General features: G+C 71.5%; 17 protein-coding genes. 8 read left to right on the forward strand and 9 right to left on the reverse strand.

Annotated features, from left to right (window positions below; all coding sequences use genetic code 11):
- Positions 1–10: 10 nt before the first annotated feature.
- The 5 genes from AB0C19_RS20695 to AB0C19_RS20715 all read right to left on the reverse strand — a co-directional run bounded on the left by AB0C19_RS20695 (position 11) and on the right by AB0C19_RS20715 (position 4,054).
- On the reverse strand, positions 11–1,681 hold the full coding sequence (locus tag AB0C19_RS20695) for an ATP-binding cassette domain-containing protein (RefSeq protein ID WP_357187684.1): 1,671 nt from the start codon (positions 1,679–1,681) through the stop codon (positions 11–13).
- A 247-nt stretch (positions 1,682–1,928) separates the two neighbouring features.
- Entirely contained in the window at positions 1,929–2,342 is a 414-nt protein-coding gene (locus AB0C19_RS20700; RefSeq protein WP_357187686.1) for a DUF6069 family protein, read from the reverse strand.
- A gap of 76 nt (positions 2,343–2,418) precedes the next feature.
- Positions 2,419–2,895, reverse strand: a complete 477-nt coding sequence (locus AB0C19_RS20705; protein WP_357187688.1) for a MarR family winged helix-turn-helix transcriptional regulator — start codon at positions 2,893–2,895, stop codon at positions 2,419–2,421.
- A 52-nt stretch (positions 2,896–2,947) separates the two neighbouring features.
- Entirely contained in the window at positions 2,948–3,463 is a 516-nt protein-coding gene (locus tag AB0C19_RS20710) for a DUF2087 domain-containing protein (protein WP_357187690.1), read from the reverse strand.
- A 75-nt stretch (positions 3,464–3,538) separates the two neighbouring features.
- Positions 3,539–4,054, reverse strand: coding sequence for a MarR family transcriptional regulator (locus tag AB0C19_RS20715; protein ID WP_357187692.1), 516 nt, complete (start codon positions 4,052–4,054; stop codon positions 3,539–3,541).
- Positions 4,055–4,122: 68 nt separating this feature from the next.
- On the opposite strand from AB0C19_RS20715, the gene AB0C19_RS20720 reads away from it, so the two are divergent.
- The 7 genes from AB0C19_RS20720 to AB0C19_RS20750 all read left to right on the forward strand — a co-directional run bounded on the left by AB0C19_RS20720 (position 4,123) and on the right by AB0C19_RS20750 (position 11,158).
- Complete coding sequence (locus tag AB0C19_RS20720; RefSeq protein ID WP_357187694.1) at positions 4,123–5,355, forward strand: MFS transporter; 1,233 nt, start codon at positions 4,123–4,125, stop codon at positions 5,353–5,355.
- A gap of 87 nt (positions 5,356–5,442) precedes the next feature.
- Positions 5,443–5,598 carry a hypothetical protein gene (locus AB0C19_RS20725; RefSeq protein WP_357187696.1) on the forward strand — a complete coding sequence of 52 codons (156 nt, stop codon included), beginning with the start codon at positions 5,443–5,445 and terminating at the stop codon, positions 5,596–5,598.
- A gap of 93 nt (positions 5,599–5,691) precedes the next feature.
- Positions 5,692–6,951: a hypothetical protein gene (locus tag AB0C19_RS20730; RefSeq protein ID WP_357187698.1), complete on the forward strand. Its 1,260-nt coding sequence runs from the start codon at positions 5,692–5,694 to the stop codon at positions 6,949–6,951.
- Positions 6,938–7,831: a hypothetical protein gene (locus AB0C19_RS20735; protein WP_357187700.1), complete on the forward strand. Its 894-nt coding sequence runs from the start codon at positions 6,938–6,940 to the stop codon at positions 7,829–7,831. Before AB0C19_RS20730 ends, AB0C19_RS20735 begins: the two co-directional genes overlap by 14 nt.
- 122 nt (positions 7,832–7,953) lie before the next feature.
- Positions 7,954–8,475, forward strand: coding sequence for a SigE family RNA polymerase sigma factor (locus AB0C19_RS20740; RefSeq protein ID WP_357187702.1), 522 nt, complete (start codon positions 7,954–7,956; stop codon positions 8,473–8,475).
- 161 nt (positions 8,476–8,636) lie between these two features.
- On the forward strand, positions 8,637–9,740 hold the full coding sequence (locus AB0C19_RS20745; RefSeq protein ID WP_357187704.1) for a hypothetical protein: 1,104 nt from the start codon (positions 8,637–8,639) through the stop codon (positions 9,738–9,740).
- A gap of 176 nt (positions 9,741–9,916) precedes the next feature.
- Positions 9,917–11,158, forward strand: coding sequence for an MFS transporter (locus AB0C19_RS20750; protein ID WP_357187706.1), 1,242 nt, complete (start codon positions 9,917–9,919; stop codon positions 11,156–11,158).
- On the opposite strand, the gene AB0C19_RS20755 is transcribed toward AB0C19_RS20750, so the two are convergent.
- The 3 genes from AB0C19_RS20755 to AB0C19_RS20765 are packed head-to-tail and all read right to left on the reverse strand — an operon-like array spanning position 11,159 to position 13,305.
- Positions 11,159–11,746 (reverse strand): GNAT family N-acetyltransferase, encoded by a 588-nt coding sequence (locus AB0C19_RS20755; RefSeq protein ID WP_357187708.1) that lies wholly within the window; start codon positions 11,744–11,746, stop codon positions 11,159–11,161. It abuts the gene before it with no gap.
- A 24-nt stretch (positions 11,747–11,770) separates the two neighbouring features.
- Positions 11,771–12,277, reverse strand: coding sequence for a DUF664 domain-containing protein (locus AB0C19_RS20760; RefSeq protein ID WP_357187710.1), 507 nt, complete (start codon positions 12,275–12,277; stop codon positions 11,771–11,773).
- A complete protein-coding gene (locus AB0C19_RS20765; RefSeq protein ID WP_357187712.1) occupies positions 12,274–13,305 on the reverse strand; it encodes an aldo/keto reductase in 1,032 nt (343 codons plus the stop codon). Before AB0C19_RS20765 ends, AB0C19_RS20760 begins: the two co-directional genes overlap by 4 nt.
- Before the next feature lie 123 nt (positions 13,306–13,428).
- Between AB0C19_RS20765 and AB0C19_RS20770 the strand changes: the two genes are divergently transcribed.
- Positions 13,429–14,982, forward strand: a complete 1,554-nt coding sequence (locus AB0C19_RS20770) for a glycosyltransferase family 39 protein (RefSeq protein WP_357187714.1) — start codon at positions 13,429–13,431, stop codon at positions 14,980–14,982.
- 29 nt (positions 14,983–15,011) lie between these two features.
- Here AB0C19_RS20770 and AB0C19_RS20775 read toward each other — a convergent pair whose 3' ends face one another.
- Positions 15,012–15,491, reverse strand: a complete 480-nt coding sequence (locus AB0C19_RS20775; protein ID WP_357187716.1) for an Rrf2 family transcriptional regulator — start codon at positions 15,489–15,491, stop codon at positions 15,012–15,014.
- Between the last annotated feature and the right edge of the window lie 82 nt (positions 15,492–15,573).

The following is a 15,573-nucleotide window of genomic DNA, read 5'->3' on the forward strand; positions in this document are numbered from 1 at the left end:
GTCAACGGCTTTATCCGGTCGCCCGGATCGGCGGCTCACCGACCCGTAGCAGCGGCCAGTCGGCCAGGTCCCGCAGCAACTGCCGGTCGTGGGTGGCGACGACGACGGCGGCGCTCGTCGCGCGGATCGCGGCGGTCAGCTCGTCGGCAAGCGTCGACGACAGGTGGTTGGTCGGTTCGTCGAGCAGGATCAGCGTGGGCCGCCCGGCCAGCGCCAGTGCCAGGTCGAGGCGGCGCTGCTGCCCCTGCGACATCCGCCCGACGGGCGTACGCGTCGCGGCGGAGTCCAGCAGCCCGAGCGATCCGAGCGACACGGCCTCGGCGGCGGGCAGCACCCCACGCGACACCAGCCGTCCCACCTGGCCGGCGTACACCTCGTCGGCGGTGAGGTCGGGGGCCTGCCCGGCGGTCTCCTGGGTGAGCCGGGCGACCCGGGCCTCCCTCGCCGTCCAGGCGTACCCGTCGGTGGGTGCGAGCGCTCCGGCGAGCACCGCGAGCAGTGTGGACTTCCCGGCGCCGTTGGGCCCGGTGACGAGCAGCCGGTCGCCGCCGTCGATGGTGAGGTCGACCGGGCCGGCGAGCCGCCCGTCGACGGCGACGCCCTGCGCGCGTACCTGCGGCGTGCCCTGCCGTACACCGAGGTCCGGCACCCGCAGCGTCGGCGGTGGTTTCGGTACGTCGATCCGGTGTGCCTGGAGCGCGTCCTGCTGTCGGTTCAGAGCCTGCACGACGCCCGGCGCGCGGGACTGGCGCTGGTGCTTGCCGGTCCCTTTGTCCGGCCGCCAGCCGGTGGAGAGCCGGTCGCGGGCCTTCGACACCGCGTCCTGGAGTCGTCGACGCTCGGCCTGCTGCTGCTCGTACTCCTGCTCCCAGTGCTCCCGCTCGCGCCGTCGCGCGTCCTGCCAGGCGTCGTAACCGCCGGCGTAGATGCGTGCCTTCGCGTCGTGGGTCGGATCGAGGTCGAGGAACCGGTCCGCGACGTCGCGCAGCAGCGCCCGGTCGTGGCTGACGATCGCGAGACCGCCGTCGTGCTCGCGGAGCCGGCGGGTCAGGAAGTCCAGGCCGTCGGCGTCGAGGTGGTTGGTCGGCTCGTCGAGCAGCAGCACGTCGTGGCGCGCGCCGAGCAGGCACGCCAGCCGCACCCGGTAGCGCTGCCCCACCGACAACGTCGCCAGGGGACGGTCGCGGTCGGTGCAGGCGTCGAGGGCCTCCAGTGCCACGTCGACGCGACGTTCGGCGTCCCACGCGTCGAGGCGGGTGGCCGCGTCGAGCGCGGCGGCGTAGCGGTCCTCGGCGCTCGGATCGCCAGCGGTCAGGGCGAGGGTCGCCTCGTCCAGCGCGGCGAGGGCGGTGAGCGACGTGGCAAGCGCCTCGGACGTGAGGGTGCCGACCGTCTCGCCGTCGCGGGCGGGCAGCTCCTGGCGGGCCAGGCCGATCGTGCCGGCCCGCTGCACGGTGCCGTCGTCCGGCGTGATCAGCCCGGCGAGGACGTGCAGCAGTGTCGTCTTGCCGCGACCGTTCTCGCCGACGACCGCCACCCTCGACCGGGCGGAGACGGTGACCGAGACGTCGGTCAGGACGCGCCGGGACCCGCGGGTCACCGTGACGTCGGTGGCGCGCACGTGCGCGCTGCCGGCCTCGACGGGCCGGGACATGGTTTCGGGGTTCGGGGTGAGGTTCAACGGTGCTCCGCAGCTCGCGATGGAGCCGGGCAGCAGCTAACGGCCGCCCGGCGGGAACCGGGACGGCGAGCGCGAACTCAGCCGAACGAAGGGCGCCGCCGTCAGCGGGCGGAGCGGACCTTCTGCGACCAGATACCTCGTGCCATGACGGCGATGCTAGCAACCTTGGCGCGTCAACTCCCGAGGATTTCGCCCACCCCGTGGTCAGCGCGACACGAGGTGGGCGGGGGGAATAGCAGCGGGCCGCCTACCGGCGCGGGCGGGGCAGCAGGGCGATCAGCGCGACAGCCACTGCCACGTGCGTCGCGCCGAGGGCGAGCTTGGCGCCGCCGGTGGCCTCGACGGCGAGCACCGGGGCGAAGGACAGCGCCGTCACGACGATGGCCAGCGAGATCCAGACCGGTCGGGCGACCCGGGTGGCGAACCGCTCCAGCAGCGCCAGCACCGCCCAGCCGAGCAGTGCGGCTCCCAGGGAGATCATGACGATCGCGCCGGCCCCGATGACAGTGGCGGGCTGGCCCGGGCTCTCGACTGTGTAGTCGACTCCGGCCAGCGCGCCGATCACCCAGACGGCCAGGGGTGCCACGACGGCGGCGGCGACGCCGAGGACGCGGCGGCGCAGTGGTGAGGGGGCGGGGGTCGTGACGGTGACAGCACTCATGACGGCTCCTCGTTCAGGGGACACGAACGAGTACGACCGTAACAGATAGTCTTGTTCGGAACTATCTTTCTCGGAACTAACAGCCGGAGCGGGCTCCCGGCGCGTACGGGGAGGTGTTGGCCAGTGGTCCGCTCACCAGCCCCAGGAGAGCCCGCAGGAACACCTCCCGGTCCTGCTCGGGCAGGGTTGCCAGCAGGTCGTCCTGGATGCGCCGGACCACCTGTTGCGCCTGCAGCAGCACCTGCTCCCCCGCCGGTGTCACAGCCACCATCCGGGCCCGTCGGTCCGTTGGCACCGGACGGCGCTCGGCCAGCCCGGCCCGCTCCAACTGGTCGAGCGTCACGACCATCGTGGTCTTGTCCACACCGCACCGCTCGCCGATCTCCCGCTGGGTCAGCTCACCGGTGTGGGCCTGCGCCAGCACGTAGTGCGCCCGCGGCGAGATGCCAAGCTCGGCCAGCCCGGCGGCGTGCTCGGTCTGCAACGCGTGACTCGCCCAGGAGAGCAGGAACAACAGGTCCGGCGGGCCATCGGAGGGCGTGCAGGAGGTCATGCGCCGAGGCTAGCAAGATCCTCCGCAACCAGACCGTTCGCGCGGCGGACGGTCAGAGCCGCTGGTAGATGCCGTGCTCGCGGATGAGCAACTGCTCGTCGATCAGATACCGGCGCAGCGTCGCGTGATCCGACCCTCCTGCGGCGCACCACGGCTTGAGCGCGTCGTCGACGGCCCGCTCGGGATAGCGGGTGCCCGGCTCGAACGACTGCTCGGCGATGTGCGCGAGCACTACCCGCCGTCGACCCCGCTGGGCCGGTAGACCCACCAGGACGCCCGCCCGCAGGAAGGTCCGCAGCACCGGGTCGACGCCGGGTTCGGCGTCGTCGGCCGGGCGACTGTCACGCGCGCTGGCCCGCAGCGACGCCTCGTCGGGCGCGAGCGCTCCGTCCGCGCCGGTGACGAGGCCCGCGTCGCTGAGCCGGCGGACCCCGGTGAGCACCACCCGCGCCGGGAGGCCGGTCCGCTCGGCGACCTCGGTCGCGCTTGTCGCACCCAGCACGATCGCCGCGAAGATTCGTCGCCGTCCGTCGTCGGCCAGGGCCCCGGCCAGCACATGCGCAGTCACGCCGGTCACCCTCGCATCAGCGGTACGCGGACCGCCAGGCGATTTTCGGCCCCGCTCAGTCGATAGGCGGTCCGTTCAGTCGGTCTGCGGCGTGCTCGGTGGCTGTTCGGCGACGAGCAGCACCCGGCGCAGCAGGTCGGAGAGGTGTCGCCGCTCGGTCGCGGTGAGCGCGCCGAGCAGGCGATGCTCCTCGGCACCCTGGACCTCCATCGCCCCGCGCCACGCGGCCTTACCCGCCTCGGTGAGCTCCACGTCGACGCGGCGACGGTCGACTGTCGACGGAATCCGTTGCACGAAGCCCCGCCGCAGCAGCGCGTCCACCCGCGCGGTGATCGAGGCGGGGGCCATCGTGAGGTCCGCAGCGAGGTCCGAGGGTGCGGCCCGGCCACCGCGGCCGGCCAGGGCGTGCAGGGTGTCGTACTCGTGGGCCGGCAGGTCGAGGTCGACCAGGACCCGCTCCTTGACGGCCCGCAGATGCCGGGTCAGTCGGATCATCCTGGTCACCGCCCCCTCGACGTCCGCGTCGAGGTCGGGCACCACTGGCAGCCAGCGTTCGATGTGCCGGTCGACGGCGTCCGGAGTCGTGGTCACCGCGTCAGCTTACCTCAGCACCGAAATATTCATTGCCGAAATATTCGACGTCGAAGTATGTTGTGGGCATGGCTCACCCACTGCGCAACCACTCCTTCCGGCTGCTGTTCCTGGGTCGCACCATCTCCGCCCTCGGCGACGCGGTGGTGCCCGCCGCGCTGGCGCTGGCCGTGCTGCGGGCCACCGGCTCCACCGGCGCGCTGGCCGTCGTCCTCGCCGCGGCGGTCGTCCCCCGGCTGGTCCTGCTGCCGTTAGGCGGCGTGGTGGCCGACCGGTTCGACGCCCGCCGGGTCGCCCTCCTGGCCGACCTGGTCCGCTGCGCCACGCAGCTCGCAGTCGGCGTGGAGCTGCTCGGCGGCGAGCCGTCGCTGACCACAGTGGTGGTGGCGTCCGCGCTCGGCGGCACCGCCTCGGCGTTCGCCATTCCGACAGCGTCCCCGCTGGTCGCCGGCACCGTCGAACCGGCCGACCGGCAGCGTGCCAACGCCCTCATGGGGATCACCGCCAACACCAGCCGCCTCGCCGGACCGGCCCTGGCCGGTGCGCTGGTCTGGGCAGCCGGACCCGGCTGGGCGTTCATCCTGGACGGCGCGTCGTTCGCGCTCAGCGCCGCGCTACTCGCGCTGGTGCGGGTCCGCCACGTGCCGGTGCCCCGCCGTTCCGTCCTCGCCGACCTGCGCCACGGCTTCGGCGAGGTACGCGCCCGCGACTGGTTCTGGACCAGCCTGCTCGGGCACGGCGTGTGGAACGGCGCTGCCGCCGTGCTGATGACCCTCGGACCGGCAGTCGCCATCGACCGCCTGGGCGGCGAGACGACCTGGGTGCTGCTGTTGCAGGCCGGCGCGATCGGGATGCTCAGCGGATCGCTGCTGGCCGGGCGGGTCCGGCTGCACCGGCCGGTGCTGCTGGCCAACCTCGGGCTGGCCTGCTACGCCGCGCCGCTGTTCCTACTCGCCGTCGCCGCGCCGGCCCCCGCGGTGATCGTCGCCTACGCGGTGGCGCTGACCGCCCTCGGCTACCTCAACCCGGTGTGGGAGACCGTCGTGCAGCACCACTTCCCGCCGGAGGTCCTGGCCCGCGTCACCTCGTACGACTGGCTGGTGTCGCTGGGCGCCATGCCGCTGGGCTACGCCCTGGCGCCGTTGGCCGCCGACGCGTTCGGCGCACCCGTCCCGCTGGCCGTCGCGGGCCTGCTGGTCCTCGCCTCCTGCGCGGGCACCGCCCTCGTGCCCGGCGTACGCCGACTCACCTGGCCGGCGACCCCGCAACCGCAACCGGCCGACCCCGCCGCCGTGCGATGATCAGATCGATCGTCGATGCGCGGTGAGCGACGGCCGGGCCCACCCACGACGAAGGCTCCCGGCCAGCGCCGGGAGCCAACGTCCGATGTGGTTTGTCAGCCGGCGTCGCGGGCCATCGCGACGAAGTCACGCCACCTGGCGAAGGTCCAGGAGGAAGCCACTGCCGACTTCACCAAGCTCAACCCGGACGTCGCGCTGCCCGATCTGACCCCGCGCTTTGTCGGCTGGGCGGAGACCCGCTGAGGCGGTCGTCAACCACCTCCCGGGGTCTGTACGAGTCAGCGCGATGCGGGAGACTGACGGCGTGACGACCCGCACCGGGATGAGGTCGGCAAGATGAGCCGACCATTCAGGATTTTCGTCGCCGTGTTCTCGACGGCGGGCCCCATCTCCCTGTATGTGGTGGTCGCCGCCAAGGCCCGCGCCATGACGGGCCCGTTCACCGTCGCCCGGACCGCTGTCGACCTTCCGACGTTCCTCGGGAAGGGAATGGCCTTCTTCGCCCCTCTCGACGCCACGGCCGCTCCCATGATGGACGCGGTGACGCCACTGATCCGCTGGGTCGTGATCCTGCTGATAGCAGTGTCGACGTACCTGGCCTGCGGCCTCGTCACCCAGCGGACGCACCCGTTCGTCGCGGCGATGACCGGCGCGGCCGCCGCCCTCACCGCTACGGCGATCGGGGACCTGCTCTGGTGGGCCACCCTCGTGGTCCGTGTCCACACCGCCCCCGCCGGCTGGTACGCCAACGAGGCACTGGACCATTCCACGCTCCTCGCCAGCGCGCACCTGACGCTGACCGGCTGGACGTCCGACGCCCTCTTTCTCGGCTGCCTGCTGGCGTTCACGAACGCATCCCTGGTCGGTGGCACCAGCCTGGCGATACTGCTGCTGGACCGGCTCAGCAGAGACAAAGGCGCTGACGAGGGCGACGACGAGACCCAGGTCGCGGTTGTCGATGCCGCGCCCCGCGTTCCGCTGATCGGCGACGTACGGGGGCGCAGCGCGAACCTTGCCCTGGCCGGCGTCCTTCCGGTGCTGGTCCTCATGCTGGTCAACGGCACCCAGGCGGTGTGGGACAGCTATTCGGGGAGGGGTTTCCTGGCGCTGCTCAGGGTGTTTTTGTCCCGCCCCGCCCTGTCCCCGCCGCCACGCGCACCCGATGACGTGGAATACCGGCTGACCCACGAGGTCGATCCGAATCCCCTGTCGATGGACGTCTGGGTGTACAGGTCGGTGCTCGCCCTCGCCCTGTTGTTGGTGCTGTGGCTCCTGCTCTGGGCGCTGCTCCCCGGCCTGCCAAACTCCGGGCACCGCCTCGGGCTCGTCGTCGTCTGTTGGGGTGCCACGATCGCGGCGTCCGCGCTGACCGCGACGTCCGATGTCCTCGTCGGCTGCGCCATCTCGGACTCCCCCACCGGTTGCGCCCCGTGGGAGTCCCTGGGCGCGCAATTGACCTCCTCGCTGCGGTTCGGCGCGGCCTGGGGTTGGCTCGTCGCGCTGCCCGTGCTGCTGGCCCGTCGGCTCTTCGACACCGACACGTCCACGGACACGTCCACTGACACGCAGGAGACTCCGGTCCATGAGTCCACGTAACAAGCGTCCGCGTCGCCGCAAGGCCCCGGTGCCGGCACCTGTCGCCTGGTGGAAACGTCCCGTCACCTGGCTGCTGACGATCGTGGTCGGTGCCGTCGCCGCCTGGCTCGGCGCCGTCGTTCTCGGCGCGATCAACCAGTGGAAGCCCGCGAACGAGCTGGCCGAGCAGTTGGCCGGGCGGGGGCCTGTCGTCGTCCTGGACCTGAAGCACGTTCCGTACCCGCAGGAGGGTGCGCTCGACTACGTCTACCCCGCCAGCTCCGACCTGGCTCGCCTGGACGCCAAACGGCCGGACGACCCGACCATCGAGGCCGGCGCTGTCGACATCGAACGGAGCACCTGGGAGATCACCCTCGTCGGCACCCGGGACGAGGCCGCCGAGGCCGTCGACCTCCGGCCCGTCCTCGTCGAGCCCTGCCGCCCCCCACTCACCGGGATTCAGGAACCCAACGAATCCCAGGGCGACTCCCAGAAGATCGTCCTCGTGACGCACGTGGATCGACCGAATCCCCGCATGCTCGTCGACGACCCGGACGGCGAGGATGCCGGCGCCCCGTTCTTCTCCACCCACAAGATCACCCTGCCCAAGGGTGAGAAGAACGTCATCCAGGTACGAGCGCTCAGCGCGAAGCAGCACTGCCGATGGCGACTGGAGTTGGACTACCTCGCCGACGGACGACGCCAGACAATGGTGATCTCGGCACCCGGCGACAAGCCGTTCGAGGTGACCGGACGCGCTGACGACTCGGCCTACGCCTGGATCTACCTCAGTCCGTTCGACGGTTGTCGGGCCAAGGACGGCACCAAGACCGATCGGCTGCGCATCACCGGCGCCGAGTACGCGCAGATGGTGCGCGACGGGCGGTCCTGCCCCTACTGACCGCTGGCCGTCCACCACCCGCGCCACCCGGATCACCGGGTCCGACCCGCGCGAAGTTGCCGGACCGGTAAACCCCGCGACCCCACCTGGTGTCTTGCTGGTTGACGAGGCCGGGAGGTCAGATGAGAAATTTGCGTGGGGCGGAGTTCGACGACTTCGTCCGCTCACGGTCGGGGGTGCTGTTGCGGGTTGCCTTCCTGCTGACCGGGGACCGGCACGCGGCGGAGGACCTGCTTCAGGAGGTGCTGGAGCAGATGTACGTGCGCTGGCGTCGGGTGCAGAGCAGCCCGGAGGCGTACGCGCGACGTGCCCTGGTCAATCGGTCGATCAACCGGTGGCGGCGGCGTGCCCGCCGTCCGGAACAGTCGCTGGGCGACCACGACGGGGTTGCCCGGGACCACGCCGAAGTGGTGGCGGTTCGCGAGCTGGTCGTCGGGGCGCTGCGGGCGTTGCCACCTCGGCAGCGGGCCGCTGTCGTGCTCCGTTACCTCGAAGACCTGCCGGTCGTCGACGTCGCGGCGGCGATGGGCTGCTCCGAGGGCGCGGTGAAGAGTCACGCCTCCCGTGGGGTCGCTCGGCTGCGAGAGGCGCTGGCCGGATCGAACCTCGTCATGCCCATCACTGGAACCGGGAGCTCGCGATGACCATGAACGACAGTGACGTACGCGGCATCCTGCATCGCGCGACGAATGACCTGGTCAGCCCGCCGGACCTGCTCGCTGAGGTGCGTCGGGGCGGGCGGCGGCGGGTGGTGCGCCGGCGAGCCGTGTTGGCGGCGGTCTGCGCGGCCGTGGTGGCCGTTCCCGTGGCCGGCGTCCTCGACCTGCCCGGCAACGCCGGCGATCCACAAGTCGCTTCGCCGCTGTTGGACGAGCCCACTCGCGGCGATCTGGCCGCCGACGAAGGGTACCTGCGGCAGGTCCGCGAGGCGTGGCAGCGCGGCACCGAGCAGGCCGATGATCGGCCGCGCGGCGAACCGAACGTCGTGTGGGCAGGACGAACGCCCGCTGGTTCGGCCGCCTACGTCGCCCAACGTAGCGCGCACGGCATGACGATGGGGTTCGTCAAACCCACCGCCGACGGGCCGCGCGTCGGCACCCTGACGCAGGCCACCGACACCGGAACGGACGGCCTCGAGCAGGCGATACTGCTCGGACCGCAGCGCGACGTGCTGCTCGTGCTCGACTTCGGGCAACCGGTGGAGTTCTCTGCGCAACTGCGGTATGCGCCCGATGGCAAGATCGAGCGGACCTTCGAGCCGGTGGCGTTCCAAGACGGTGCGGCGGTGTTGTCGGTGCCGCCACAGCGCACGAAGCTCACCGTCGCGCTCTCCCGGACTCCTGTTGAACGGCGCAACGCGATGCCTATCGAGGGCACGAGCGAGGTCTTGTTCCCCGGCAACAAGGATCGGCCGGCGCCGCCGTTGATTCGCCACACGTTGCCCGGCGCGGAACAGGTCTGGGGGATGGACCCGGCTGTCAAAGAGGTGAACGCGCCGACCGAAGCCCTCGCCGAATACCTCGACACTGCCGGAGCGCACACGCACAACGGCTCTCCCCTCCTGTGGGTCTACGGGGCAACCCCCGACGGCCGGCGGCTCCTCGTGGAAACCGTCCAGTACGACGACGGCCCGTCCCACGTCATCGCGCTGCTCGCCGGAAAATATCTTCCATTCGAAGCGGTGGCCAGCACGACAGCGGACTGGTCGGCGCCCCTACCTGTGCGGCTACGACTGCCCGACGACCAGGGCGTTCTCGTCGCCGCCGAAGGGGCGGCGCTGAGCTACCGAGCCGGCGACGGCCAGTGGCAGGACGCCGGCCGCACCGCGGCACTCCTGCCCGCGAATGCGACCGAGGTCAGGGTCACCGACGCCAACGGGACCACCACCGACGTCCCGGTCGGTTCCTGAATCAGCTCCCCGGCAACGGTAAATACCGCGCTCACCGGCGCTGTGATGGCTACCTTCACCCACAGGCTGGTTCACCAGTCCCGGGTATCGGCAGCACCACGCCTCACCGCAACCCTCGGCGACAGGGGAAGTTCGAGATGTCCGGCGCAGCGTCCGCCACGGCAGACGCTGCGCCGTTGCGTCCCACCCAGCTGCTTCGCCGCAACAGGCCATTCCGAACGCTCTTCTCGGCACGGCTCGTCTCGTACGCGGGCGATTCACTCAGCCTTGTCGCGCTGATCTTCCACGTCGCCGAGACGACGGGTAAGGGGCTGGCAGTCGCGCTTCTGCTCCTTGTCGGAGACTTCGCGCCATCCCTGCTGGGCCCCTTCACCGGCGCCCTCGCCGATCGGCTCAATCTCCGACGATTGATGGTCGTCTGCGAACTCATCCAAGCTGTGGTCCTGCTGGTCATCGTGCTGACAATGCCCTCGCTGCCGATGCTGCTGGCTCTCGTCGCGATTCGCGCCACCGCCTCGCAGCTCTTCCAACCAGCGTCTCGGGCGGCGGTGCCCGCACTGGTCGGTGACAGTGACCTGGAGACCGCCAACTCCACCCTCGGGTTCGGCTCCAACGCGGCGGAGGCGGTCGGCCCCCTACTCGCAGCGGCCCTGTTCCCGCTGGTCGGACTGCGTGGTGTGCTGCTCGTCGACGCCGTGTCGTTCCTGGTCTCGGCCGTACTGCTCGCGACGCTCCCCTCACTTCCGCCGGCGACCGGCGACGGGCACCAGCCGTCCCTGCTGCGACAGGCCAGAGCGGGCATCGGCTATCTGTTGAGTGTTCCGACGGTACGGGTGATCTTCCTTGGCTTCACCGCTGTGGTCGCCTTCAACGGGGTCGACGACGTGGCCCTGGTGCTGCTGGCCCAGAAGACCTTCCACGTCGGTGAATCAGCTGTCGGGCTGCTGCTGGGCGCGGTCGGTGTCGGACTGGTGGCCGGATACGCCATGTTGTCCAGATGGGGCACCCGGGCGTCGATGCCGTTGCTGCTGATCGCGGGCTTCGCCGTCAGTAGTGTCGGCAACCTGCTGACCGGGCTGGCCTGGGCCGTCGCCGCCGCGATCGCCCTGCAGGCCGTCCGTGGGTTCGGGTTGGCGGCCATGGACGTCGCCTCCAGCACGCTGCTGCAACGTACGGTGCCAGCGGGCATGCTCGGCAGGGTCTTCGGCAATCTGTACGGTGCGATCGGGGTCGCCGCCGCGACGTCCTACCTCGCGGGTGGTGTCCTGCTGGACGCCACGTCCGCCCCGGTGACCCTGATAGTCGCGGGCGTCGGCGGGCTGGTGGCCACCGGAGTCGTCGCGCTGCGACTGCCGCGGGCGATGCGACGGGCCGACGAGGACGGCGCGACGCCGACGCCACCCGCGCCGACCATCTGATCAGATCGGGCCGTCGGTGCGCAGCCGTGCGTGCAGATGCATGTCGTGCCAGCCGTCGGCGTGGCGAACCGACCCCCGGGCCATACCCTCCTCGGTGAAGCCGGCCCGCGTGGCCACCCGGCACGACGCCGCGTTGACCGTCGAGTGCTCCAGGGCCAGCCGGTGCAGACCGGCCCGCGTGAAACTCCACCGGGTCAGGGCGAGCAGCGCCTCGGTGGCGACGCCCCGACCACGCACGGCGGGCAACAACCAGTACGACAGCTGCGCCGACGCCTCAACCAGCAGCACGCCCCGCAACCCCACCTGACCCAGAGGTCGGTCGTCGGCGTCGACGATCGCCCAACTGGCGGCCGTCTCGTCACGCCAACGACCGGCCCACTGGGCCGTCCACGACCGCGCCTCGTCGTCGCCGTCGATGCGCCGGACGTGCCACCGCTGGATCTGCGGACAGTCGAAGGCCACCCGGACGGCCGGGGCGTCGTCGTCGCGCCACGGCCGCAGGGCCAGCCCGGGACGTACCGGAAGGTGGGGTTGCTCCTGGGCGGCGAGGCTCCCGGCGGGCAGGGCTGGTGCGACGAGCAGCGGCATCAGCCCATTATCGAGCCGACGGCCTCACTTCCCGGCCGGGCCGCCCGCGAGTTCGGCGACCACGTCGAGATGGCCCAGGTGGCGGGCGTACTCCTGCACCAGGTGGAACAGCACCCGCTCCAGCGACGCCGGGTCCGCGCCTCTCCAGCGCGGGCCCGGCGCGCCGACCTCGGCCAGGTCGTGCGCCGTCACCACGGCCGTGGTGTGCTCGCCCTGCGCCCGCAGCGCCGCCACCAGATCCGCGCGGGTCTCGTCGGGAGCCACGTACCAGCGGTCGTCGCGGCGGTCGCCCCACGGCTCGGCGACGTCCCGGCCCTGGAAACCCCACTCGATCCAGCGCAGCTCGACGTGGCGCAGGTGGGTGAGCAGCTCCAGTGGGGTCCATCCGGACGGCAGCCGGCTGTGCCGAAGCTCCGGCTCGGCCAGCGCCGATACCTTGGCCACCACGGACTCACGGAAGTAGTCCAGGTAGCGCAGGAAGACCTCGGTGCGGCTGCCGGCAGGGTCGGTGGGCTCGGGAAACGACGTCATGATCCGGCCGGCAGGTCACGTGCACGCTGGCGCACGCCGGCCGCGCCGTACGGGTAGTCGCCCACCAGCGGGGCGCTCGCCTCGTCCAGCAGCCGCATCTGCTCGGCGTCGAGGACCAGGTCGGCGGCGGTCAGGTTGTCGTCGAGCTGCTCGGTGGTCCGCGCGCCGAGGATCACCGAGGTGACCGCCGGTCGGGCCGCCAGCCAGGCCAGGGACACCGCCGACATGGACACGTCGCGGTCGGCGGCGATCTGGCGGACCGCGTCGAGCACCCGCCAGGTGCGCTCCTCAGCGTTGCGGCCCGCGTACGCCTCGACACCACGCTGCGGGTTCTCGCCGAGCCGCGTCGCCCCGGTGGGCGTGCTGTCACGCTGGTACTTGCCGGTCAGCCACCCGCCGCCCAACGGTGACCACGGCAGGATGCCGATGCCCTCGTTCTCGCAGACCGGCACCAACTCGAACTCGATCTCCCGGGCCAGCAGGTTGTACTGCGGTTGCAGGGTCACGATCGGGGTGAGGTTGAGGTGCTGGGTGAGCAGGGCGGCCTTCTGCAACTGCCAGCCGGTGAAGTTGCTGACCCCCGCGTAGCGGATCTTGCCGGCGCTGATCGCGTCGTCGAAGAACCGCAGCGTCTCCGGCAGCGGGGTCAGCGGATCCCAGGCGTGCGCCTGGTACAGGTCGACGGCCTCGACGCCGAGTCGGCGCAGGCTGGCGTCCAGGGCGCGGGTGAGATGCACCCGGGACAGGCCGGCGTCGTTGGTTCCCGGGCCCATCGGGAACCGCCCCTTGGTGGCGATCACCAGGCTGTCGCGTAGGTCGGGTCGGCTGCGCAGCCAGCGTCCGATGATGTCCTCGGAGACGCCGGTGGAGTAGACGTCAGCGGTGTCGATGAAGGTGCCGCCGGCCTCGACGAAGCGGTCCAGTTGGGCGAAGCTGCCGGCCTCGTCGGTCTCCGCGCCGAAGGTCATCGTGCCCAGACACAGGGTCGACACCACGGTGCCGGTGCTGCCCAGAGTGCGATAGCGCATATCGTCCTTTCGGTCCAAGTGACAAAGCTGATCTTCGCACCCGCCTCGGCCACCCGCATTCGGGACAGTGCCGAACGCCGGTAGGGGCACCCACGCGGCGACGTCGCCGGTCATCATGAGCGGGTGAGCGAGCCCGCGATCGAGATCGACCGACCTCAGCGGCCGACCCAGTCGCCGCCGTCGGGGCGGCCGCCGGAGCCCGGCATTCGTACCCGTGGCCCGTGGTTGGTGGCCGCTGCGACCACAGTGACGCTCCTGCTTCTCGCAGGCCGCTACGGCTATCACCGCGACGAGCTGTACTTCCTGCTCGCCGGTCGGCACCTCGACTGGGGCTACGTCGATCAGGGGCCCCTGGTCCCGGTGCTGGCCCGGCTGCTCGACACGATCGCCCCGGGCAACCTGGTGGTGCTGCGTACCCCGTCGGCGGTGCTGGCCGGCGGTGCGGTGCTGCTGGTCGCCGCCATCGCTCGGGAACTGGGCGCCGGCCGGGGCGGGCAGCTCTTCGCGGCGGTGCTCGCCGCGCTCTCCGGCATCGTGCTCGCCAGTGGTCACCTGCTCAGCACCACCACCGTCGACCTGCTGGTCTGGTTGGTCGCGGCGTGGTGTGCGGTGCGGTTGCTGCGCACCGGTGACAGCCACTGGGCGCTGGGCATCGGGCTGGCGCTCGGTGTGGGAATGCTCAGCAAGCTGCTGCCCGCGCTGCTGGCCGTCGGCCTGGTCGCCGGGGTGCTCATCGCCGGGCCGCGTCGGCTGCTGCGCGACCGGTGGGTGCTCGCCGCCGCCGGGATCACCGTGCTGCTGGCCGCGCCGAATCTGATCTGGCAGGCGGCCAACGGCTTCCCGCAGCTCGGCGTGGCGGCCTCCATCTCCGACGGTGACAGCTCCTACAGTGGCCGCCTGGAGGCATTCACCCTCCACTTCGTCATCATCAGCCCGTACGCCGTACCGATCTGGATCGCCGGCCTCGTCGCGCTGCTACGCCGACCGGCGTGGCGGGCCTACCGGGCGGTGGGCTGGGCCTGGGTGGTCGTCGTCGGCGTCGTGCTGATCGCCGGCGGCAAGGGTTACTACGACGCGCCACTGTTGCTGGTCCTCACCGCCGCCGGGGCGCTGGTCACCGTGGCATGGGCCTCGCGCGGGTCGCTCTGGTGGCGTCGGGGGCTGCTCACGCTGGGCGTGGTGCCGTTCCTGCTGCCCAACGTCGTGCTGCTGCTGCCGGTGCTGCCGGCCGACCGGTTGCCCGGTTTCGTGGTCGACGTCAACTACGACGCAGGCGAGACGATCGGTTGGCCGGAGTTCGCCGACTCTCTCGCGGCCGTCCACCGTGGGCTGCCGCCGCAGGAGCGTTCGCGGGCGGTCGTCCTCACCGGCAACTACGGCGAGGCCGGTGCCGTGGCCCGCTACGGGCCGGCCCGTGGTCTGCCCCGGGCGTACTCGGGGCACAACAGCATGGTCGACTTCGGTCGGCCGCCCGCGGACGCGGACGTGGTCATCGCCGTCGGCTGGGAGCGCCCCGACCAGCTCACCACCTGGTTCGAGCAGTGCACCCTCGCCGGGCGGGTGGACCAGCGCGTCGAGGTGGACAACGAGGAGAACGGCGGCCCGATCCACGTGTGCCGGGGGCTGCGGCGTCCGTGGGCGCAGATCTGGGACATCGAGGTACGCCACACCGGCTGACAGTGTTCACCCGGCGCTGGCGGGTTGGGTCAGGCTCCGCCGGTCAGCCAGGCCTGGATGCCGACCAGGGTCTCCGGGCCCGAGGTGGCGTCGACGTCGCGGGCGAGATCGGCGATGGTGACCGCGGCGAGCGCCTGGTGCCACGCGTCCTCGGCCGCCCACATGGCGCGCGACACCGGACACGGCGTGGTGCAGGCGTCGGCCGGGGTCGCGAACGGGCCGCGCTGGCGGATCTCGGTGCAGACGAAGGTCGGGCCGGGCCCGTCGACGGCCCGGACCACGTCGAGCAGGGTGATGCTCTCGGGTGCGCGGGTCAGCACGTAGCCGCCCGACTTGCCCTGCACGGAGTGGATCAGGCCGGCGCGGGCGAGCGCCTGGAGCTGTTTGGCGAGGTAGCTGCTGGAGACGTCGTGCAGCTCCGCCAGCTTGGCCGCCGGAACGGGCGTGTGGCTGACGGTGAGCACCACGCAGCAGTGCAGCGCCCACTCGACCCCGCCGGACATCTTCATGACATCACCCTAGCCACCCCGTTACTCGGACTCATTGTGTCCGAGTATAGTTACTCGGACAAGGAAGGTCCGAGTAACGGCT

The sequence above is a fragment of the Micromonospora sp. NPDC048842 genome (genome assembly GCF_040649935.1).
GTDB classification, from domain to species: Bacteria; Actinomycetota; Actinomycetes; order Mycobacteriales; family Micromonosporaceae; genus Micromonospora; species Micromonospora hortensis.